Origin of the sequence: Pseudomonas sp. LPB4.O, assembly GCF_038383825.1 — a bacterium.
Lineage (GTDB): Bacteria > Pseudomonadota > Gammaproteobacteria > Pseudomonadales > Pseudomonadaceae > Aquipseudomonas > Aquipseudomonas putida.
In genome coordinates this window covers 5,551,978-5,572,116 of the sequence record NZ_CP151298.1, presented here as the reverse complement: position 1 = coordinate 5,572,116, position 20,139 = coordinate 5,551,978, and the positions used below count along the sequence as shown (strand labels likewise).

The following is a 20,139-nucleotide window of genomic DNA, read 5'->3' as shown; positions in this document are numbered from 1 at the left end:
GAGACCCTATGGCCAATCCCAGCGCTAGCGCCTATAACGCAGACGCCATCGAAGTCCTCTCGGGCCTTGACCCGGTCCGCAAGCGGCCGGGCATGTACACCGATACCAGCCGCCCCAACCACCTGGCCCAGGAAGTCATCGACAACAGTGTCGACGAAGCCCTGGCCGGCCACGCCCGTTCGGTGCAGGTCATCCTGCATGCCGACCACTCGCTGGAAGTCAGCGACGATGGCCGTGGCATGCCAGTGGACATCCACCCGGAAGAAGGCGTGTCCGGGGTCGAGCTGATCCTTACCAAGCTGCACGCCGGCGGCAAGTTCTCCAACAAGAACTACCAGTTCTCCGGCGGTTTGCACGGTGTGGGTATCTCGGTGGTCAACGCCCTGTCGACCCAGGTGCGCGTGCGCGTCAAGCGTGACGGCAACGAATACCAGATGACCTTCGCCGATGGCTTCAAGGCCAGCGAGCTGGAAGTGGTCGGCTCGGTCGGCAAGCGCAACACTGGCACCAGCGTCTACTTCAGCCCCGACCCCAAGTACTTCGACTCGCCCAAGTTCTCCATCAGCCGCCTCAAGCATGTGCTCAAGGCCAAGGCCGTGCTGTGCCCGGGCCTGCTGGTCAGCTTCGAGGACAAGGCCAGTGGCGAGAAGGTCGAGTGGCACTACGAAGACGGCCTGCGTTCCTACCTGGTCGATGCGGTCAGCGAGTTCCAGCGCCTGCCTGACGAGCCGTTCTGCGGCAGCCTGGCGGGCAACAAGGAGGCCGCAGACTGGGCCTTGCTGTGGTTGCCAGAAGGCGGCGACAGCGTCCAGGAAAGCTACGTCAACCTGATCCCCACCGCTCAGGGCGGCACCCATGTCAACGGCCTGCGTCAGGGCCTGCTGGATGCCATGCGCGAGTTCTGCGAGTTCCGCAATCTGCTCCCGCGCGGTGTGAAGCTGGCGCCTGAAGACATCTGGGAGCGCATCTCTTTCGTGCTCTCGATGAAAATGCAGGAGCCGCAGTTCTCCGGGCAGACCAAGGAGCGCCTGTCCTCGCGCGAGGCGGCTGCCTTTGTTTCCGGCGTGGTCAAGGACGCCTTCAGCCTGTGGCTGAACGCCCACCCCGAGCTGGGCATGCAACTGGCCGAGCTGGCCATCAGCAACGCCGGGCGTCGCCTCAAGGCCAGCAAGAAGGTCGAGCGCAAGCGCATCACCCAAGGCCCGGCGCTGCCTGGCAAGCTGGCCGATTGCGCCGGCCAGGACCCGATGCGTGCCGAGCTGTTCCTGGTCGAGGGTGACTCGGCGGGTGGCTCGGCCAAGCAGGCACGGGACAAGGAGTACCAGGCGATCCTGCCGCTGCGCGGCAAGATCCTCAACACCTGGGAAGTGGACGGTGGCGAAGTCCTGGCCAGCCAGGAGGTGCACAACATCGCCGTGGCCATCGGTGTCGACCCGGGTGCCACAGACCTGGCGCAACTGCGCTACGGCAAAGTCTGCATCCTTGCCGACGCCGACTCCGACGGCCTGCACATCGCCACGCTGCTGTGCGCGCTGTTCGTCCAGCACTTCCGCGCGCTGGTGGAGGCCGGGCATGTGTACGTGGCCATGCCGCCGCTGTACCGCATCGACCTGGGCAAGGAAATCTACTACGCCCTCGACGAAGCCGAGCGTGACGGCATCCTCGACCGCCTGGTGGCCGAGAAGAAACGCGGCAAACCGCAGGTCACCCGCTTCAAGGGCCTGGGTGAAATGAACCCGCCGCAACTGCGTGAAACCACCATGGACCCGAACACCCGGCGCCTGGTGCAGCTGACCCTGGACGACGTTGAGGCCACCTGCGAACTGATGGACAAGCTGCTGGCCAAGAAGCGCGCCGGTGACCGCAAGAACTGGCTGGAGACCAAAGGCAACCTGGCCGAGGTCATGGTTTGATTCGGCAAGTACTTGCCGTTTGCCTTGCGCTGGTTACCTTGCCTGCCCTGGCGGGTAACTGGCCGGAGCTGAAGCTCAGTGCCGAGCACCCGATCGACGGCATGCGTGGTGGCAACCTGTCTGGCCTGGTGGAATGCCGGGGCGGGCTGTGGGGCGTGTCCGACCGCGACGACGACCGCATCTACCGCTTCGACCAGCAAAAACCGACCTGGCGCGCGCAACCGCTGACCTTTACCCCGCCACCGCCGCCGGAAAGCGGCCTGCCGTGGGGCCTCAAGTCGCGCAATTGGGCGGCGTCGTACATTCGCGGGGGCGAGCTGGATTTCGAAGGCATCACCTGTGACCAGGCGGGTAACCTGTACCTGGCCAGCGAAGCCCATGCCGCCGTGTTGCAATTACCGCTGGAAGGCGAGCCGGACTGGCTGAAGATCGACCCGGCCATGGTGCGTCAGGCCCGTGCCAGCGGCATGCTGCTGAACTTCAATGCTTTGTTCGAGGGCTTGGCGATCAACCCTGCGGGCGATCGCCTGTGGCTGGCCGCAGAACGCGAGCGCCGTGGCCTGGTGGCCATCGAGCGCCAGCAATCGGTGTGGACTTGCGGGCGCAGCTGTGTGCTGCTGAGCGAGGCCGGGGTGGAGATGCAGCCGGCGCAAATGCCCAATGCCCGGGCACTGTCGCGCGATTTTGCCGACCTGGCCTGGTTCGAGGGCAAGCTGTTCACACTCGAACGCAATGCCTACCGGGTCTGCCGGCGTGATACCGACAGCGGCAAAGTAGAACGCTGCTGGTCGTTTGCTGCCGACGCCTTGGTCGAGGCCCGCCGTTACCCGCAACCGTTCGGCCTGGCCGAAGCCCTTGTGATCGATGCCAAGGGCGCCTGGATCGGCCTGGACAACAACAACGGCGCCCGCGCCGATGGCGAAACGCGCCCGATCGTCTGGCGCTTTGATGCACCGGAAGGTGGCTGGAGCGCCAAGTCATGAGCCAGGCGCCGGGCAAACGGGCGGGCAGGGTGCTGATGGTCCTCGCCTGGGCGGCCGCGATGTTCCTTGCCACGCGCTTTTTCGGCCAGTGGGAAGACAATAAGCGCAACCCCAATGCCCAGGTGCAATCCGAACACGGCGAGGGCTTTGTCGAAGTGCGCCTGCTGGGCAACGGCCAGGGCCACTTCATGGTGGATGGCGCCATCAACGGCCAGGCGGTGCATTTCATGCTCGACACCGGCGCCACCGATGTGGCGATCCCCGAGGTGTTGGCCCGTGACCTGAACCTTGAGCGCGGCAGCCCGGTGCTGCTCAGCACCGCCAATGGCCGCGCCGAAGGCTACCGCACGCGCCTGGCCAGCCTGCAGCTGGGCGATATCCGGCTGCAGGACGTACGCGCCACCGTGGTGCCGGGCCTGGACGGGCCCATCGTACTGCTGGGCATGAGTGCCCTGAAACAACTTGAATTTACCCAGCGCGGCGGCACCATGCTGTTGCGCCAGAACCTGAAATGACGAGGCCCGCATGAGCGACTCACTGGAACTCAGCCTGGACGGCGTCGAACGCCGCTCGCTGGCTGACTTCACCGAACAGGCCTACCTCAACTATTCCATGTACGTGATCATGGACCGCGCCTTGCCGCACATCGGCGACGGCCTGAAGCCGGTGCAGCGACGCATCGTCTATGCCATGAGCGAGTTGGGGCTGGATGCCGATGCCAAGCACAAGAAGTCGGCGCGTACCGTCGGTGACGTGCTCGGCAAGTTCCATCCCCATGGCGACTCGGCCTGCTACGAGGCCATGGTGCTGATGGCGCAGCCGTTCAGCTACCGCTATACCCTGGTCGACGGCCAGGGTAACTGGGGTGCGCCGGACGATCCGAAGTCGTTCGCCGCCATGCGTTATACCGAGGCGCGTTTGTCGCGCTACGCCGAAGTGCTGCTCAGCGAAGTTGGCCAAGGCACCGTGGACTGGGTACCGAACTTTGACGGTACCCTGCAGGAGCCGGCCGTGCTGCCGGCGCGGCTGCCCAACATCCTGCTCAACGGGACCACCGGTATCGCCGTGGGCATGGCGACCGACGTGCCGCCGCACAACCTGCGTGAAGTGGCCAGCGCCTGCGTGCGCCTGCTCGACGAGCCCAAGGCCACCATCGAGCAATTGTGTGAGCACATCCAGGGGCCGGATTACCCGACCGAGGCGGAAATCATCACGCCACGGGCAGAAATCCTCAAGATGTACGAAAGCGGCCGCGGCTCGATCCGCATGCGTGCCGTTTACCGCGTCGAGGATGGCGATATCGTAGTGACTGCGCTGCCGCACCAGGTCTCCGGGGCCAAGGTGCTGGAGCAGATCGCCGCACAGATGCAGGCCAAGAAGCTGCCGATGGTTGCCGACCTGCGTGACGAATCCGACCATGAGAACCCGTGCCGCATCGTCATCATCCCGCGCTCCAACCGTGTGGATGCCGACGAACTGATGCAGCACCTGTTCGCCACCACCGACCTGGAGAGCAGCTACCGGGTCAACGTCAATATCATTGGCCTGGACGGCCGCCCGCAGTTGAAGAACCTGCGTGCGATATTGGTGGAGTGGCTGGAGTTTCGCACCAACACTGTTCGCCGCCGGTTGCAGCATCGCCTGGACAAGGTGGAGCGGCGCCTGCACCTGCTGGATGGTTTGCTCACCGCATTCCTCAACCTGGATGAAGTGATCCACATCATCCGTACCGAGGAGCACCCCAAGCAGGCCCTGATTGCCAGGTTCGAGCTGAGCGAAATCCAGGCCGAGTACATCCTCGAGACCCGTCTGCGTCAGCTGGCGCGCCTGGAAGAGATGAAGATCCGCGGCGAGCAGGACGAACTGCTCAAGGAACAGGCCAAGCTGCAGGCGCTGCTGGGCAGCGAGGCCAAACTGCGCAAGCTGGTGCGCAGCGAACTGATCAAGGATGCCGAAACCTACGGCGACGCGCGCCGTTCGCCAATCGTCGAGCGCGTCGAAGCCAAGGCCCTGTCTGAAAACGAGCTGATGCCGACCGAGCCGGTCACCGTGGTGCTGTCGGAGAAGGGCTGGGTGCGTTGCGCCAAAGGCCACGACATCGACGCCACCGGCTTGTCGTACAAGGCCGGCGATGGCTTCAAGGCCGCCGCAGCCGGGCGTTCCAACCAGTTTGCCGTGCTCATCGACTCTACGGGGCGCAGTTATTCGGTGGCGGCTCACAGCTTGCCCTCGGCACGTGGTCAGGGCGAGCCGCTGACCGGCCGCCTGACGCCACCCCCAGGCGCCACCTTCGAGTGTGTGCTGTTGCCGGAGGACGACGCGCTGTACGTGGTTGCCTCGGATGCGGGCTACGGCTTCGTGGTCAAGGGTGAGGACTTGCAGGCCAAGAACAAGGCCGGCAAGGGTTTGCTCAGCCTGCCCAACGGTGCCAAGGTCATGACCCCACGCCCGGTGGCCAATCGCGAGCAGGACTGGCTGGCAGCGGTGACCACCGAAGGCCGCCTGCTGGTGTTCAAGGTCAGCGATTTGCCGCAGTTGGGCAAGGGCAAGGGCAACAAGATCATTGGCGTGCCGGGCGACCGGGTAGCCAGCCGTGAAGAATTTGTCACCGATCTGGCCGTGATTGCCGAAGGCGCGACCCTTGTATTGCAAGCAGGCAAGCGTACCCTGTCTCTGAAAGCGGACGATCTTGAGCACTACAAGGGCGAGCGCGGACGGCGAGGCAGCAAGCTGCCACGCGGCTTCCAGCGCGTCGATGGGTTGCAGGTGGAAGTGCCGGCGTAACGGGCAGAAATGTCTGGAACGGCAATTTCAGCGCCGTTCCGGGCAGAAATGCTGGAGTCGGACGGTTATTTCGCGGATGATATGGCCCTTGCGGTGCCGGCGTGGCCGTGTGCCCGTTTGAATCTACATGTATCACTGCGGTGTGCCTTATGGCGGCCGCCTGGATGGGATGATGAAATTTCTGCGCCTTCCATTTGCGCTGTTGATGACTGGCCTGCTCGGCCTTGGCGGGTGCACCATGCATCAGCCGGTTGCCCTGTATCAGCTCGACAGTGGTGATCCTGGCCAGCCGTCGCAGAGTGCGGGCATGGCCGTGGTACTCGGCCCGGTATCGGTAGCCGATTACCTTCAGCGTGAAACGTTCCTGCAGCGTCAAGCCGACGGCAGCCTGAGCGCGGCGACTGACGGCCGCTGGGCGGGTAGCCTTTCGTCGGATATCGACCAGCTGCTGGTGCGTCAACTTGCCTGGCGCCTGGACAGCCAGCGCGTGGTGCTGGCGCCGGCGACCGCTGGCTTCAGCCCGGACGTGCAGGTGCTGTTGTCGATCACGCGCCTGGACTCAGGCAAAAACCAGCCGGCCATCCTGGATGCTCAGTGGCGTCTGCTGGATCGCCGTGGCCATGTGCGTGACAACCGTATCGTTCACCTCGAGCAGCCGCACGAGGGCAGCGAGTCGTCGCAAGTTCAGGCCCAGGGTCAACTGCTTCAGAAGCTGGCCGAACAGCTGAGCACTGCGGTCAAGCCGCTGGCCAACCAGCCGGCGATTGCCGAAGAAGCACCGAAAAAGCCCGCTGCACCGGTGCAGGTCAAAAAGGGGCCGGAGAAATCCAAGATTCCGATGGCCTCGCCGATTCGCACCGACATGGAAGTTTATCGGTTCTGATCGAACTGACACCCACAAAAAAGCCCGCATTTGTTGCGGGCTTTTTTGTACCTAAAGGATAGATGCGGCCTTTGTGGGAGCGGGCGTGCCCGCGAACACCGGCGCAGCCGGTGCCATGCACCGCGGCGCCTGATTCGCGGGCGCGCCCGCTCCCACAGGGAGAAACTATCAGGCGCGGCGCTCGTGCATGCGCGCCAGCTGGCGCTCCAGCATCGACGGGTAAGGCTCCATCAAACGCTCCACACAGCAGGCACCCTCAGGGCTGGCAATCGGGCGAATGCGGGCACGCTGGCGAATCAGCGCGTCATCGCTGATCTGCCGCTCCACCAGCAACAGGTTGCGGCTGTGCTGCGACAGCGCCAGGGCATCCTGGACCTTTTCGGCCATCAGCAAGTCCACCAGCTCCAGCCCTTGCAGGTCGTTGCCCAGGACCAGGCCCAGTTGCAGCTGAAGGGTGATGCCGCTGTCGGCCACTTCGATCTGCAGGGCATGGCCCAGGGCGCGCAGCAGCTCGCCGCAGCAGATGGCGTTGGTCAGGTAGTCCTCGCCACAGTCGCGGCTGTGGAACAGCACCAGGGTGCTGCCGTCGTTGAGCGTGTGGGTTTCACCGTCGTAGAGCGAGGCAGCATGCTCCAGGCAATCGCGGTAGCGGTCAGTCAGCTCGGTCAGGCGTGTACGCGGCAGGCGGCGCAGTTGTTCCTGTGAGCCCAGTTGCACGGCAAGTACGGCGCTGTACTGCGGCTCGTCAGATTCGACCGGGGCGGCTTTGGGCGCACTGTCGTCGTCCAGCAAACCGGCAAAGGCTTCGTCGTCATCGTCCTCGGCCAATGCGGCAACCTTGGGGCGCGGGGCTGCCTTGGGAGCCGGCGCTGCGTCGTGGAAGTCGTCGAAATGCTCGTCGTCCTCTTCCTCCAGCTCTGGCTCCGGTGGCGGCGGCGGGGCCAGGCGCGCGTGCAGCTGGCGGGCGATGTCGCCGATCTCGTCCTGGCGGTCGGTGGCCGGGGTATAGGGCTGGGGGTCTCGCAGCCACACCCGCAACTGCAGCAGCGGCAGGGTGATATAGCGGCCCTGTCGCAGGCTCAGGCTGAGGGCCAGGGCCAGCAGGATTGCCGCCATGATGCCCATGCTCTGCAGGCTGATCAGCATCGGCTGCTGGAACTGGCTCATGTCCAGGCTGATGCGCAGTTGCCCGGCCGTCACGTCCTGGAAGGTGATCTTGGTCTGGTACAGGCCCTCTGCCTCGCCCAGCAGGCTGTTGCGCGGGCGCTGGCCGGCCTCGGCGAGGATGCGGTTGTCCACGCTGTAGATGGCCGCGTGGGCCACCAGCGGGTTTTTCACCAGGTTGCCCAGCAGCACGTTGAGACTGAGGATGTCGTTAGACACCAGCAGCTCGGTCGCCGAGGTGGCGGTCTGGGTGGTCAGGCTCTGGCCAAGGGCATCAGCCTGCTCGTGCATGGCCTGCTTGAACTGCAGGCCCATCACGCAGGCATAGATCACCAGCGCCAGCGCGACCAGGAAGATGTTGGTGCAAGCGATGCGCAATGCCAGCGGCACGCGACGTTGACTCAGGGCACGATAGATCATCAGGAAGAAATTGTCTGGTTTGACGGGCGTGGGCCGGTTCACTGAGCTCGGCTCTTAATGGCAGAAAGTGTGGGGCAGTATAGCGACCCGGGTTTTGTCGGCAAAGTATCGTTGGCGCCCGATGGTCACGGAAAATCGGTAGAATGCGCATTTTTCATCGAAGTCGGAGCCAGGTTGTGCGCGAAATCGTCCTGATCAACATCACCGGTGAGGACCGTCCCGGTCTCACTGCGGCTATCACCGGCGTCCTGCTGCAGGGCGGTGTGAGCATCCTCGACATCGGCCTGGCGGTCATGCACGGCACTTTGTCGTTCGGTATCCTGGTCGACATCCCGGACAACGAAGTGGCTACCGCCCTGCTGCAAGGCGTGCAGGCCAAGGCCCACGAACTGAACCTGCAGGCCCGCTACACGCCGATTTCCGAGGCGGACTACCAGCACTGGGCTGACGGCCAGGGCGAGGCGCGCCACATCGTCACCCTGCTCAGCCGCAAGATCACCCCCGAGCAACTGCAGCGGGTGAGTGCGGTGATCAGCCAGTACGGCCTGACCATCGAGCGTATCGAGCGTCTGTCGGCGCGTGTGGCGCTGGATGCCGAAACCGACAAGGGCAAAGCGGCCATCGAAATCTCCGTGCGCGGCGCGCCGAGCGATGCCCAGGCCCTGCGTGCCGACTTCTTTGCCCTGGCCGAAGCGCTGAGCATCGACATCGCCTTCCAGAAGGACGACCTGTTCCGCCGCAACCGCCGCCTGGCGGTGTTCGATATGGACTCGACGCTGATCGAAGCCGAAGTCATCGACGAACTGGCCAAGGCGGCCGGCGTGGGTGAGCAGGTGGCGGCAATCACCGAGCGCGCCATGCGCGGTGAGCTGGACTTCCGCGCCAGCTTCAAGGAGCGCATGGCGCTGCTCAAGGGCCTGGATGTGGGTGTGCTGGACGAAATCGGTGCCTCGCTGCGCCTGACCGAAGGTGCCGAAAACCTGTTCGCAGAGCTCAAGCGCCTGGGTTACAAGACCGCGATCCTGTCCGGTGGCTTTACCTACTTTGCCCGCCAGGTGCAGGCGCGCCTGGGTATCGACTATGTGTTCGCCAACGAGCTGGAAGTAGTCGACGGCAAGGTGACTGGTGTGGCTGTCGAGCCGATCGTCGATGCCCAGCGCAAGGCCGAGCTGCTGCAACAGCTGGCCAGTGAAGAAGGCTTGCAGCTGGAGCAGACCATCGCCGTGGGTGATGGCGCCAACGACCTGCCGATGCTGTCGCTCGCCGGCCTGGGCGTAGCGTTCCGCGCCAAGCCGCTGGTGCGCCAGTCGGCCAAGCAGGCGATTTCCACCCTGGGGCTGGATGGCGTGCTGTACCTGTTGGGCCTGCGCGACCGCGACGCCCGCGGCTAGTTTGCCGTCTAGTCTGCAGCGCGTGTGAAATCGAGCGCCGCCCGCGCGGCGCTTCGCAGCACAAGGCTGCTCCTGCATCTGTTTCTGACCAGTCAAGCCTGTACCAGCGCACGCGACCGCCTTGTTTGTCCCACGCGACATCGAGGCGGACGCCAAGGCACCGCGCGCCTTCCCCTCAGAAATCATTGGCCTGAAACAAATGTAGGAGCAGCCTTGTGCTGCGAAGCGCCGCGCGGGCGGCGCTCGATCTCACAGGCGCTGGAGAACCCCCGCCGATCACCTCGAAGCAAAAACCACGGTCAAGCCTGTGCAGGCGCCGCCAGCAGCTGCCCCATGCGCACTGCAGAACCAGCGCCCAGGTTCTCAGCCCACTTCACCTGCTCCGGCCCGAACAGCACGATGGCGGTCGAGCCCAGCTTGAAGCGGCCCAGCTCGGCACCTTTCTCCAGGTGGATCGGCGCGCGGCTGGCTTCGTCGTAACGGAAGGTCTTCAGCTCACGCTTGGGCGGCGTCACCAGTCCGGCCCACACGGTTTCGATCGAGGCGACGATCATCGCACCCACCAGCACCACGGCCATCGGCCCACGCTCGGTGTCGAACAGGCAGACCACGCGCTCGTTGCGGGCGAACAGCTCGGGAACGTTCTCTGCGGTGGTCTGGTTGACCGAGAACAGGCGCCCCGGCACATAGACCATTTCGCGCAGGGTGCCGGCCAGCGGCATGTGCACGCGGTGGTAGTCCTTGGGCGACAGGTAGATGGTGGCAAACTCGCCGCCCATGAACGGCGCTGCCATGGCCGGGTCACCGCCCAGCAGCTCCTGCGCGCTGAAGCCGTGGCCCTTGGCCTGGAAGATGCGGCCGTGCTCGATCGGGCCGAGCTGGCTGACGGCACCGTCGGCCGGGCACAGGATGGCGCCCGGGGTTTCGTCCTGCGGGCGGGCACCCGGTTTCAGGGCGCGGGTGAAAAACGCATTGAAGTGCTCGTAGGCGCTCAAGTCCTCGACCAGCGCTTCAGACATGTTTACCTGGTAGCGCTTGGCGAACCAGGCGGTAAAGGCATTCTTGAACCAGCGCACGCGGCACTCGGCGATGCAGCCGGCCAGCCGCGACAGCAGGTGGTGCGGCAGCAGGTACTGGCTGATGATGAACAAACGGGATTTCATGCAGGTTCCTTAAACTTCTACAGGCGTGTCCGGGTGGTTGCCCCATTCGCTCCACGAGCCGGCGTAGGCCTTGACGCGTGGGTAGCCGAGGGCCTTGGCCACCAGATAAGTGAAGCCGGAGCGGCGGTGGGTCTGGCAGTGGGTGATCACTTCCTTGTCAGGGGTGATGCCCAGTTGCTCGAGGACATTTTTGATGTCTTGGCGAATGCGCAAGTGGTCGTTGAGGTCCATGCCGGCGGTCCACTCGAAGTTGATCGCGCCGGGAATGTGCCCGCCCTTGGCAGCCAATACCTTCTCGCCGCTGAATTCCTGCGGGCCGCGGGCGTCCCAGATGACCAGGTCATCGGCGCCCAGGCGGCTTTGCAGGTACTCGCGGGTGGCGGTGGGGGCGTTGTCGATACGCAGGTGCACCGGGCTGTTGACGCTGGCGGGCACGTCGGTGGACAGGGTGTCAGCCGGCCAGGCCTGGATACCGCCATTGAGGTAGTGATAGGCCTTGTGACCAATCACGTCGAGCAGCCAGATGAAGCGCCCGGCCCAGCCCCCGCCTTCATCGTCATACACCACATAGACGGCGTCGTCGCGGTGGCCGAGTTCGCTGAACAGTTTTTCCAGCTCGCCCAGGGACGGCAGCAGGCCCGGCGCTGGAGGCTGGCCAAGCTGGGTACGCTTGCCTTCGACAAAGCGAGCGCCGGGGATATGCCCGCTGACATAGCGGTTGGCACTGCTCAGGTCGACCAGGATCAACTGTGGCGAACCCAGGCGTGGCAGCAGGTCCGCGGCTTCGATCACCAGGGGCAGGCCGGAAAAGTCAGTCATCCACGGTCTCCAGTGTGGAAAGAGGGGCGATTGTAGCGCAAGGCTCAGCCCTTGCGGTTGGCAAACACCGACAGTGCCCGCTCGGTGCATTGCGCGGTCTTGCCGAAGGCCTGCACGCTGATGTCGGCCAAGGGCCGGCAGCCCTGGTCGGCCACCATCAGCATCAGCACCTGATCGTTCACCGCCAGCGAGCGCAACAGCACGTGCTCGCTGCGGAACAGCGCACGCAGCGGGGCAGGCAGCAGGGCCGAAAACTGGCTGTGGTTTTCCGGGGTAATGCGCAGTTGCCCGGCCTGGGCCATCAGCTTTTGCAGCAGCTTGTTTTGCGACACCTGCAGGGCCAGGGCCGCGGCCTCTTTGGGCAAGCCGGCGGTCTGCTGCACGCGCAGGTAGTCGCTGGCCTTGTCCAGGCTCAGCAGCATAAGGCGCTGCATGCCGCAGGCCAGCAGGGCTTCGCGGGCCTGGGTGGCGAGGTGCACGGTATTGGTGAACGGGCTGGGCTGGGCCAGCAGGTCCTGGCACAGCTTTCGCCAACGCGCCAGGTCGTCGCTGCTGGGCGGGGGCGGGGCCAGCATGTCCGGGTGCGGGCGGCGCTGGTGCCAGGGCCAGATCAGTGCTTCAGCCGGGTGGAACAGGGCATGCCTGGCGTGGCGGCGGGCACTGGCGGCAGCTTGTTGGTGCACTTGCTGCTGCACGTCTTCCAGCGAGGTCTGCAGGTACAGCGCCGTCAGCAGTTGCCAGCGCAGCAGGTGCGGGTTGTCCCAGCCCACCTGCGCCGCCAGCGCAAGGTTGTTGGCCAGCAGCACGGTGTTGGCCGGCTGGTTGAACCAGCGGCGCAGGCCGGGCTCGGCATCCAGGCGGTGCTGCTGGCTGAGCAGGTCTTCGTCGCGGGCGATGCTCAGCACCTGGGCCAGCTGTTCGCGTTCTTCCAGCAGCAGGCGGTAACCCTGGGTTACCCACTGCGGCAGGCGCCAGTACTCCGCCATGGTCTGGCACAGCGCCATGATTCGCACGCCAAACAGCTCTTCCTCTACCTGGGCGGCGTCCTCGCCCTTGTGGATAACCCGCAGCTCCCAGGTATCGAGCAGCTTGGGGTAGACCAGTGCCAGCGGCCAAAGTGGTGACAGGAACAGCAGGCTGCCCCAGTGGATTTCCTGCCACAGCCGTGCCAGGCGGCTGGCGAACAGGCCGCTGGCCTGCTGCGAGGCGTGCTGGCTGATCAGCTGGAACTGGCTGAGCACGGGCGGGATTTCTTCGACCGGCAGCGAGGGCAGGCGCTTGAGCAGTTGCTCACTGCGCTCCAGGCCCAGGCGGTTGAGGGCGACCTCCAGGCTTTCGGCTGGCTCGGCCTGGCTGGCGTTGGTGGGGTGATTGGCTTCGCGCATCACCGATAGCACCAGTGCCGGGCTATCCTGCATCAGTTCGGCGATGTCGCGCAGCGAGCGGCGGCTATCGTGGATGGCAGCCATGACCCGGTCGTAGCTGTGCTTCGGCACGGGGATGCGAACACTCTCTAGCAGCTTTACCCAGGCTTCTAGCGTACGCGGGGCCTGAGCGGGCACCTTGGTTTCAATTGGCATTTTGACATCAGTCCGAACTGGCTTTTCGCATTGAGTGGCTATAGTCTGGCGCAGTTCTGCCGATAAGTAGAAGAAGAGTTTTAAAGCTCCCGTCTCTTCCCCTGACCACGACAGCAAGTGCTTTGAACCTATGGCTAAAATTATCGGCATCATCGTCGTATTCGCGAGCGTGCTCGGCGGCTACGTGCTCTCCCACGGCAAGATCGCAGCGCTGATCCAGCCGTTCGAAGTACTGATCATCGGCGGTGCAGCCTTTGGTGCATTCCTGCAGGCCAACCCTGGCCACATGACCATGCACGTCATCAAGAAGTCGATGAAGATGTTCGGCTCGCGCTTCACCCATGCCTACTACCTGGAGGTACTGGGCCTGGTGTACGAGATCCTCAACAAGAGCCGTCGCGAAGGCATGATGGCCATCGAGGCTGACATCGAAGACGCCGCCGCCAGCCCGATCTTCGCCAAGTACCCGACGGTACTGGCCGATGAGCGCATGACCGCGTTTGTCTGCGACTACCTGCGCATCATGTCCACCGGCAACATGGCCCCGCACGAACTCGAGGGCCTGTTCGACATGGAGCTGCTGAGCATGAAGGAAGAGCTGGAGCACCCGTCCCATGCGGTGACCGGCATCGCTGACGGCATGCCTGGTTTCGGTATCGTCGCGGCGGTACTGGGTATTGTGGTGACCATGGCCTCGCTGGGCGAGGGTGACCAGGCGGCCATCGGCATGCACGTGGGTGCGGCGCTGGTGGGTACCTTCTTCGGTATCCTCGCTGCCTACGGCTTCTTCGGCCCGTTGGCCAAGTGCCTGGAGCACGATGCCAAGGAAGAGCTGAACCTCTACGAATCGATCAAGGCTTCGCTGGTTGCCTCGGCCTCGGGCATGCCACCTTCGCTGGCCGTGGAGTTCGGGCGCAAGGTGCTGTACCCCATGCATCGCCCAAGTTTTGCCGAGCTGGAACAAGCGGTTCGCGGTCGCTGAGTCATGGAAAACAATCAGCCCATCATCGTAAAGCGCGTCAAGCGCTTTGGCGGCGGCCACCACGGCGGCGCCTGGAAAATCGCATTTGCCGACTTTGCTACGGCAATGATGGCGTTCTTCCTGGTGCTGTGGTTGATGTCCACGGCCACGCCGGAGCAGAAGATTGCCATTGCTGGTTACTTCAAGGACCCGATCGGCTTCTCGGAAAGCGGTACGCCTTATGTCATCGACCTGGGCGGCTCGCCTGAACTGGCGCCGGAGAAAACCATCAACCCGGAAGTGAAATCCGAGCCGATGCCCGAGAGCACGACCCAGCTGAGCAAGGACCAGGTCGAGACCATGGCCGAGCAGGTCGAGCGCGAGCGCCTGGAGTTGCTGCTGCAGGAACTGCAGAACAAGGTGGAAGAGAACCCGCAGCTGCAGAAGTTCAAGGACCAGATCCTGTTCGAAATTACCCAGGACGGGCTGCGCATCCAGATCATGGATGCCGAGAACCGGCCGATGTTCGACATCGGCAGTGCCCGCTTGCAGCCCTACTTTGAAGATATCCTGCTGGCCATGGCCGACACCATCAAGGCGGTGCCGAACAAGATCAGCATCAGCGGCCACACCGACGCCAAGCCGTATGCCGGCAGTGGTGAGTTCGGCAACTGGGAACTGTCGGCCAACCGTGCCAACGCGGCGCGCCGTGCGCTGGTGGCCGGTGGTTACCCGGACGGGCAGGTGGCGCGGGTGGTGGGTTACGCCTCGTCGTCGCTGTTCGACCGCAAGGACCCGTTCAACCCAGTCAACCGCCGTATCGATATCATCGTGCTGACCAAGAAGGCCCAGCGCAATATCGAGGGTGAGCAGGGGGCGCCGGAAGCGCCGGCCGGCGAGCCTGCTGCACCGCCGGCTAGCGGCCCTGTGCCTGGGGCTGCCGCACCGGAAGCGGAGCAAGCACCGATGCAACCGCGTGAGCTGCGCCAGAAGCTGAACATCTTTGAAGATGGCACGCTGAAGATGGATGAGGCCAAGGAGCAGTAAGCGGCTTTTGTGTTAATTGCAGGAATTCGCTATTCCTGTGGGAGCAGGCATGCCCGCTCCCACAGGGGGGCGGCGCGCTCACGGTCTTGGTCGTCTGCGCAACCTTGCCCTATCAGTAGCTGTCTTCGCTCAGGCTGGCGATGATCGAGCGGTAGCTGTTCATGCGTTGCGGCTTGATGCGCCCCTCGTCCAGTGCCTTGAGCAGCGCGCAGCCCGGTTCGCGGTCATGCTTGCAGTCGCGGAAGCGGCAGGTGCCAAACAGGTCGCGGAACTCGATGAAGCCATCTTCCACGTCGTCGCGGCTGACATGGCCGAGGCCGAACTCGCGGATGCCCGGCGAGTCGATCAGGTCGCCGCCGTTAGGGAAATGGTACAGCCGCGCCGTGGTGGTGGTGTGAGTACCTTGGCCCGACCATTCCGACAGGTCGCCGACACGGGTGCCGGCATCTGGCAGCAGGCTGTTGACCAGCGACGACTTGCCCACCCCCGACTGGCCGACGAACACACTGATGTGGCCGTCGAGTTGCTGTTGCAGGCGCTGCATGCCGTCACCCTGGTGTGCCGATACTTCCAGCAGCGGGTAGCCCAGTTCACGGTAGACCTCCAGCAGCGCATGCAGGCCGGGGCCATTCTCGTCGTTGATCAGGTCGGCCTTGTTCAGCAGCAGCAGCGGGCGCAGGCCAGCGTGCTCGGCAGCTACCAGGTAGCGGTCGATCAGGTTCGGGTGCGGCTCGGGAGCAGGGGCGAACACAATCACGATCAGGTCGACGTTGGCGGCCACCGGCTTGAGTTGACCGTGGTTGTTCGGCCGGCACAGCTCGGTGCTGCGCGGCATCTGCGCCACGATTACGCCGATGCCCTGGTTACCCGCACGCCACACGACACGGTCGCCAGTGACCAGCGCCGGCAGGTTGGCGCGCAAATGGCAGCGGAACACCTGGCCTGCGGTTTCGCCATCCTGGGCTTCAACTTCTACCTGCACGCCAAAGTGCGCGATCACCAGGCCCAGTTGCTCTGGCCCCAGGTCGCCGCCTTCCAGTTCCTGCAGCGCATGCTGCTCGCGTTTGGCGGCGCGAGCGGCGCGCTCGCCCTGGATTTTTTCGATCCGCCAGTTCTGGCGGCGATTGAGCTGGCGTTTGGCCATGAAGGTACCGTGTGGAAGGCCCGGGCAGGGCATTGAAAACGGCTGGCAGTTTAGCACGCCAGGCGCTGGACCATGGCGCTTACCTTTGAAGCGGTGAATGGGCGTGCTTTTGGCCACTAGGCTAATATGACGGCCTATATGAGGAGCCCTGCATGCAAAACCCACAGAACCTGATCTGGATCGACCTGGAAATGACCGGCCTGGATCCGGACAGCGATGTCATCATCGAGATGGCCACCATCGTCACCGACAGCGAGCTGAACACCCTGGCGGAAGGGCCGGTGATCGCCATCCACCACAGTGACGAAGTGCTGGCGCGCATGGACGAATGGAACACCCGCACCCACGGTGCTTCGGGCCTGACCCAGCGCGTGCGCGAGAGCAAGGTCAGCATGGCTGAAGCCGAGGCGCAGACCATCGCCTTCCTCGAGCAGTGGGTGCCGAAAGGCAAGTCGCCAATCTGCGGCAACAGCATCTGCCAGGACCGCCGCTTCCTCTATCGCCACATGCGCAATCTGGAAAACTACTTCCACTACCGCAACCTGGATGTCTCCACCCTGAAAGAGCTGGCCGCGCGCTGGGCGCCGGACGTGCGTGACAGCTTCAAGAAGGGCAACACCCACCTGGCGCTGGACGATATCCGCGAATCGATCGCCGAACTGCGCCACTACCGCGAGCATTTCATCAAGGTGTGAGCCGAAAAGGCGCAGATATTGTATCTGCGCCCCCTTTTGGTGCCCTGGGCAACTGGTTAGACTGCGCGCCTTTCTCGCACGGACCCGCGCCATGTTGTTGATGCTCTACCTCATCGCTATCACCGCCGAAGCCATGACCGGCGCGTTGTCTGCCGGGCGCCGCGGCATGGACTGGTTTGGCGTGGTGCTGATCGCCTGCGTCACCGCGCTGGGTGGCGGTTCGGTGCGCGACGTGCTGCTCGGGCATTACCCGCTGACCTGGGTGAAGCACCCGGAGTACCTGGTGCTGACCAGCTTTGCGGCGTTGCTGACCATTTTCATTGCCCCGATGATGCGCCGCCTGCGCTCGCTGTTCCTGGTGCTCGATGCCCTGGGGCTGGTGGCCTTTACCCTGATCGGCTGCATGACCGCGCTGGAGATGGGGCAGGGCATGCTGGTGGCGTCGATCAGTGGGGTGATCACCGGGGTATTTGGCGGGATCTTGCGGGATATCTTCTGCAACGACATTCCACTGGTGTTCCGCCGCGAGCTGTATGCCAGCGTGTCGTTTGCGGCGGCATGGTTCTACCTGGGGTGCGTGTATTTCAAGGTGCCGGCAGAGCAGGCGATGCTGCTGACCTTGTTTGGCGGGTTCCTGGTGCGGTTGCTGGCGATCCGCTTCCACTGGGAAATGCCCAAGTTCCACTACAACGACCAGCAGTGACACATGGGGCCGCAAAGCGGCCCCCGTTATTGAATGCCGTGACGGGCCAATGCCCACTCCACATGCTCGCGCACCAGTTCTGATTCATCCTCGCGCCGGGCCTTCAGCGCCTCGATCACAGGAATGGTGGAAGGGGCGTTGCCCAACCCCACCGCCAGGTTGCGCAAGAATCGCTCATACCCCGCCCGCCGCAACGGCCCGCCCTCAGTCTTGCGCAGGAAGGTGCGCTCATCCCACAGGAACATCTGCGCCAACTCGGCATTCTCCAGCCCGTGCCGCGGCTGGAAGTCCTGTTCCTGGCTGTGCTTGGCAAAGCGGTTCCACGGGCAGACGATCTGGCAGTCATCGCAGCCGAACACCCGGTTGCCCATCTTTGCGCGCAACTCGACAGGGATCGCGCCTCTCAGCTCGATGGTCAGGTACGAGATGCAACGCCGCGCATCCAGCACATAGGGCCCGACAAACGCCTGGGTCGGGCAGATGTCCAGGCAGGCCTGGCAGCGCCCGCAGTGCTCGCTGGTAGTCGCTTCGTCCACCGGTAGCGGCAAATCGACAAACAGCTCTGCAAGGAAGAAGTAACTGCCCGCCTTGCGGTTGAGCAGCAGGGTGTTCTTGCCGATCCAGCCCAACCCGGCCTGTTCGGCCAGGGCCTTCTCCAGTACCGGCGCGCTGTCGACGAATGCGCGGTAGCCGAACGGGCCGATGGCTTCCTGGATGCGGTCGGCCAGGAATTGCACGCGCTTGCGCACCAGCTTGTGGTAGTCCCGGCCCAGTGCATAGCGCGATATGTAGGCCTTTTCCGGCTGTGCCAGGCGCTGCGCCATCTGTGTGTCGCCGGACAGGTAGTCCATGCGCAGCGAGACCACCCGCACCGTGCCGGGAATCAGTTGGTCGGGGTGCGAGCGCTTGCTGCCGTGCGCGCCCAGGTACTCCATTTCGCCCTGGTAGCCGGCATCGAGCCAGCGCTGCAGGTGGTGTTCGTGTTCGCCAAGGTCGACCCCGGCGATGCCGACATGGGCAAAACCGAGTTCCTGGCCCCAAATCTTGATCGATTGGGCCAGTTGGGCGAGGTCAGGTGTGCAGCTGGACATGGATGGGCAAGGCAATACGGGCTCAGGTGCGTATAATTCTGCCAGACATTGGAGCCTTTGACCCCATGCCGCAGACCAAACCCCCCAGCCATGCCCCGCAATCGCTCAGCAGCGTGACCGTCGCGCACCTGCCGACGCGGCCTGTGCATGCCCATAAAGGCGACTTCGGCCATGTGCTGGTGGTCGGTGGCGATCTGGGCACAGGCGGCGCTGTGCTGTTGAGCGCTGAAGCCGCCCTGCGCTGCGGCGCCGGGCTGGTCAGCGTGGCGACGCGAAATGAGCATGTGAGCGCGAGCCTGGCCCGTCTGCCCGAAACCATGTGCCTGGGCGTCAGCTCGGCCAACCAGTTGATGGGCGTGCTGGAGCGCGCCTCGGTGCTGGTGGTGGGCCCGGGGTTGGGGCAGGCGGCGTGGGGGCGTAGCCTGCTCTCGGCAGTGGCCAACGCCGAACAGCCGCAGGTGTGGGACGCCGATGCCCTGAATTTGCTGGCGCGTACCCCTCTGGCCCTGCCCAGTGGCAGCATCCTCACCCCGCATCCGGGGGAGGCGGCGCGGCTGCTGGGTATTTCCACCGAAGCGGTACAGGCCGACCGCCAGGGCGCTGCGCGCAAGCTGGCGCGCCGTTACAACAGCGTTTGCGTGCTCAAGGGCGCCGGCACCCTGGTGGCCGACCCGGCCGGGCAACTGATGCTGTGCGAACGAGGCCACCCGGCCATGGCCGGGGCCGGCTTTGGCGATGTGCTGACCGGTGTGCTGGCGGCGTTGTTGGCCCAAGGGCTGGATGCCTGGCAGGCCGCTGGCCTGGGGGTGTGGTTGCATGCCTGTGCAGGCGAGCGGCCGGGTGTAAAAGGTAGAGGCTTGGCGGCCAGTGATCTGGCGCCGGTCATTCGTGAGTTACTGGAGGAGCATTCTGCGTGTCTGGCATAACCCTGTTTCTGGCCGATGAAGACGCCACGGTCAAGTTTGGCGCAGCACTGGCCGAGGTGACCGGCGGTCGCGGCGTGATCTTTCTTGAGGGCGACCTGGGTGCGGGCAAGACTACGCTTTCCCGAGGGCTGATCCGTGGCCTGGGCCATACAGGTGCAGTGAAAAGCCCGACCTTCACCGTGGTCGAACCCTACGAAATCGGTGAGGTGCGAGCCTTCCATTTCGACCTGTATCGCCTGGTCGATCCGGAGGAGCTGGAGTTCATGGGGATTCGTGACTATTTCGAGGGCGACCCGCTGTGCTTGTTCGAGTGGCCACAAAAGGGTGCGGGCGTTTTGCCAAAGCCTGACCTGACCATTACCATAAGCCCCCAAGCGGGCGGACGCTCGCTGATCCTTTCGCCGCAGGGGGCTCGCGGCGAGGCCTGGTGCATGGCACTGGCCAAACACTATAAACAGTAAGTGGGGTAGGT

Annotated in this window: 18 protein-coding genes; 12 read left to right on the top strand and 6 right to left on the bottom strand. The window is 64.3% G+C overall.

The features are described from left to right. The first annotated feature begins 8 nt into the window (after nucleotides 1-8). From parE to MRBLPB4O_RS25220, 5 genes are all read left to right on the top strand, one after another. On the top strand, nucleotides 9-1,913 hold the full coding sequence (gene parE / locus MRBLPB4O_RS25240) for a DNA topoisomerase IV subunit B (RefSeq protein WP_341796919.1): 1,905 nt from the start codon (nucleotides 9-11) through the stop codon (nucleotides 1,911-1,913). Continuing rightward, nucleotides 1,910-2,896 carry an esterase-like activity of phytase family protein gene (locus MRBLPB4O_RS25235; RefSeq protein WP_041167913.1) on the top strand — a complete coding sequence of 329 codons (987 nt, stop codon included), beginning with the start codon at nucleotides 1,910-1,912 and terminating at the stop codon, nucleotides 2,894-2,896. The genes parE and MRBLPB4O_RS25235 overlap by 4 nt, the downstream gene beginning before the upstream one ends. Continuing rightward, nucleotides 2,893-3,411, top strand: a complete 519-nt coding sequence (locus MRBLPB4O_RS25230; protein WP_341796918.1) for a TIGR02281 family clan AA aspartic protease — start codon at nucleotides 2,893-2,895, stop codon at nucleotides 3,409-3,411. The genes MRBLPB4O_RS25235 and MRBLPB4O_RS25230 overlap by 4 nt, the downstream gene beginning before the upstream one ends. A 10-nt stretch (nucleotides 3,412-3,421) precedes the next feature. Beyond that, a complete protein-coding gene (gene parC / locus MRBLPB4O_RS25225; RefSeq protein WP_019471318.1) occupies nucleotides 3,422-5,680 on the top strand; it encodes a DNA topoisomerase IV subunit A in 2,259 nt (752 codons plus the stop codon). Between the two features lie 172 nt (nucleotides 5,681-5,852). Continuing rightward, nucleotides 5,853-6,563 carry a PqiC family protein gene (locus tag MRBLPB4O_RS25220; protein WP_063423446.1) on the top strand — a complete coding sequence of 237 codons (711 nt, stop codon included), beginning with the start codon at nucleotides 5,853-5,855 and terminating at the stop codon, nucleotides 6,561-6,563. 168 nt (nucleotides 6,564-6,731) lie between these two features. On the opposite strand, the gene MRBLPB4O_RS25215 is transcribed toward MRBLPB4O_RS25220, so the two are convergent. Continuing rightward, nucleotides 6,732-8,189 carry an AhpA/YtjB family protein gene (locus MRBLPB4O_RS25215; protein ID WP_258654178.1) on the bottom strand — a complete coding sequence of 486 codons (1,458 nt, stop codon included), beginning with the start codon at nucleotides 8,187-8,189 and terminating at the stop codon, nucleotides 6,732-6,734. Between the two features lie 134 nt (nucleotides 8,190-8,323). Between MRBLPB4O_RS25215 and serB the strand changes: the two genes are divergently transcribed. Next, nucleotides 8,324-9,538, top strand: coding sequence for a phosphoserine phosphatase SerB (gene serB, locus MRBLPB4O_RS25210; RefSeq protein WP_341796917.1), 1,215 nt, complete (start codon nucleotides 8,324-8,326; stop codon nucleotides 9,536-9,538). 299 nt (nucleotides 9,539-9,837) lie between these two features. Here serB and asd read toward each other — a convergent pair whose 3' ends face one another. The 3 genes from asd to MRBLPB4O_RS25195 are packed head-to-tail and all read right to left on the bottom strand — an operon-like array spanning nucleotide 9,838 to nucleotide 13,100. Further along, nucleotides 9,838-10,701: an archaetidylserine decarboxylase gene (gene asd / locus MRBLPB4O_RS25205; RefSeq protein WP_341796916.1), complete on the bottom strand. Its 864-nt coding sequence runs from the start codon at nucleotides 10,699-10,701 to the stop codon at nucleotides 9,838-9,840. A gap of 9 nt (nucleotides 10,702-10,710) precedes the next feature. Beyond that, nucleotides 10,711-11,520 (bottom strand): rhodanese-like domain-containing protein, encoded by an 810-nt coding sequence (locus MRBLPB4O_RS25200; protein WP_341796915.1) that lies wholly within the window; start codon nucleotides 11,518-11,520, stop codon nucleotides 10,711-10,713. A gap of 44 nt (nucleotides 11,521-11,564) precedes the next feature. Then, a complete protein-coding gene (locus MRBLPB4O_RS25195) occupies nucleotides 11,565-13,100 on the bottom strand; it encodes an HDOD domain-containing protein (RefSeq protein WP_341796914.1) in 1,536 nt (511 codons plus the stop codon). Between the two features lie 130 nt (nucleotides 13,101-13,230). On the opposite strand from MRBLPB4O_RS25195, the gene motA reads away from it, so the two are divergent. After that, entirely contained in the window at nucleotides 13,231-14,082 is an 852-nt protein-coding gene (gene motA, locus MRBLPB4O_RS25190; RefSeq protein ID WP_016489455.1) for a flagellar motor stator protein MotA, read from the top strand. Nucleotides 14,083-14,085: 3 nt separating this feature from the next. Continuing rightward, nucleotides 14,086-15,108, top strand: a complete 1,023-nt coding sequence (gene motB / locus MRBLPB4O_RS25185; protein ID WP_341796913.1) for a flagellar motor protein MotB — start codon at nucleotides 14,086-14,088, stop codon at nucleotides 15,106-15,108. A gap of 112 nt (nucleotides 15,109-15,220) precedes the next feature. Here motB and rsgA read toward each other — a convergent pair whose 3' ends face one another. Then, on the bottom strand, nucleotides 15,221-16,252 hold the full coding sequence (gene rsgA / locus MRBLPB4O_RS25180) for a small ribosomal subunit biogenesis GTPase RsgA (RefSeq protein WP_341796912.1): 1,032 nt from the start codon (nucleotides 16,250-16,252) through the stop codon (nucleotides 15,221-15,223). A 152-nt stretch (nucleotides 16,253-16,404) separates the two neighbouring features. On the opposite strand from rsgA, the gene orn reads away from it, so the two are divergent. Together orn and MRBLPB4O_RS25170 are read left to right on the top strand one after the other, a co-directional pair. Further along, on the top strand, nucleotides 16,405-16,947 hold the full coding sequence (orn, locus tag MRBLPB4O_RS25175; protein ID WP_043198134.1) for an oligoribonuclease: 543 nt from the start codon (nucleotides 16,405-16,407) through the stop codon (nucleotides 16,945-16,947). A 91-nt stretch (nucleotides 16,948-17,038) separates the two neighbouring features. Then, the gene (locus MRBLPB4O_RS25170) at nucleotides 17,039-17,650 is read left to right on the top strand and encodes a trimeric intracellular cation channel family protein (protein ID WP_003249516.1); all 612 of its coding nucleotides are present in this window, start codon (nucleotides 17,039-17,041) and stop codon (nucleotides 17,648-17,650) included. 26 nt (nucleotides 17,651-17,676) lie between these two features. Here MRBLPB4O_RS25170 and queG read toward each other — a convergent pair whose 3' ends face one another. Then, a complete protein-coding gene (queG, locus tag MRBLPB4O_RS25165) occupies nucleotides 17,677-18,741 on the bottom strand; it encodes a tRNA epoxyqueuosine(34) reductase QueG (RefSeq protein ID WP_341796911.1) in 1,065 nt (354 codons plus the stop codon). 65 nt (nucleotides 18,742-18,806) lie between these two features. On the opposite strand from queG, the gene MRBLPB4O_RS25160 reads away from it, so the two are divergent. Continuing rightward, nucleotides 18,807-19,667: an NAD(P)H-hydrate dehydratase gene (locus tag MRBLPB4O_RS25160; protein ID WP_341796910.1), complete on the top strand. Its 861-nt coding sequence runs from the start codon at nucleotides 18,807-18,809 to the stop codon at nucleotides 19,665-19,667. Continuing rightward, nucleotides 19,655-20,128 (top strand): tRNA (adenosine(37)-N6)-threonylcarbamoyltransferase complex ATPase subunit type 1 TsaE, encoded by a 474-nt coding sequence (gene tsaE, locus MRBLPB4O_RS25155; protein ID WP_016501886.1) that lies wholly within the window; start codon nucleotides 19,655-19,657, stop codon nucleotides 20,126-20,128. Before MRBLPB4O_RS25160 ends, tsaE begins: the two co-directional genes overlap by 13 nt. Nucleotides 20,129-20,139 lie beyond the last annotated feature (11 nt).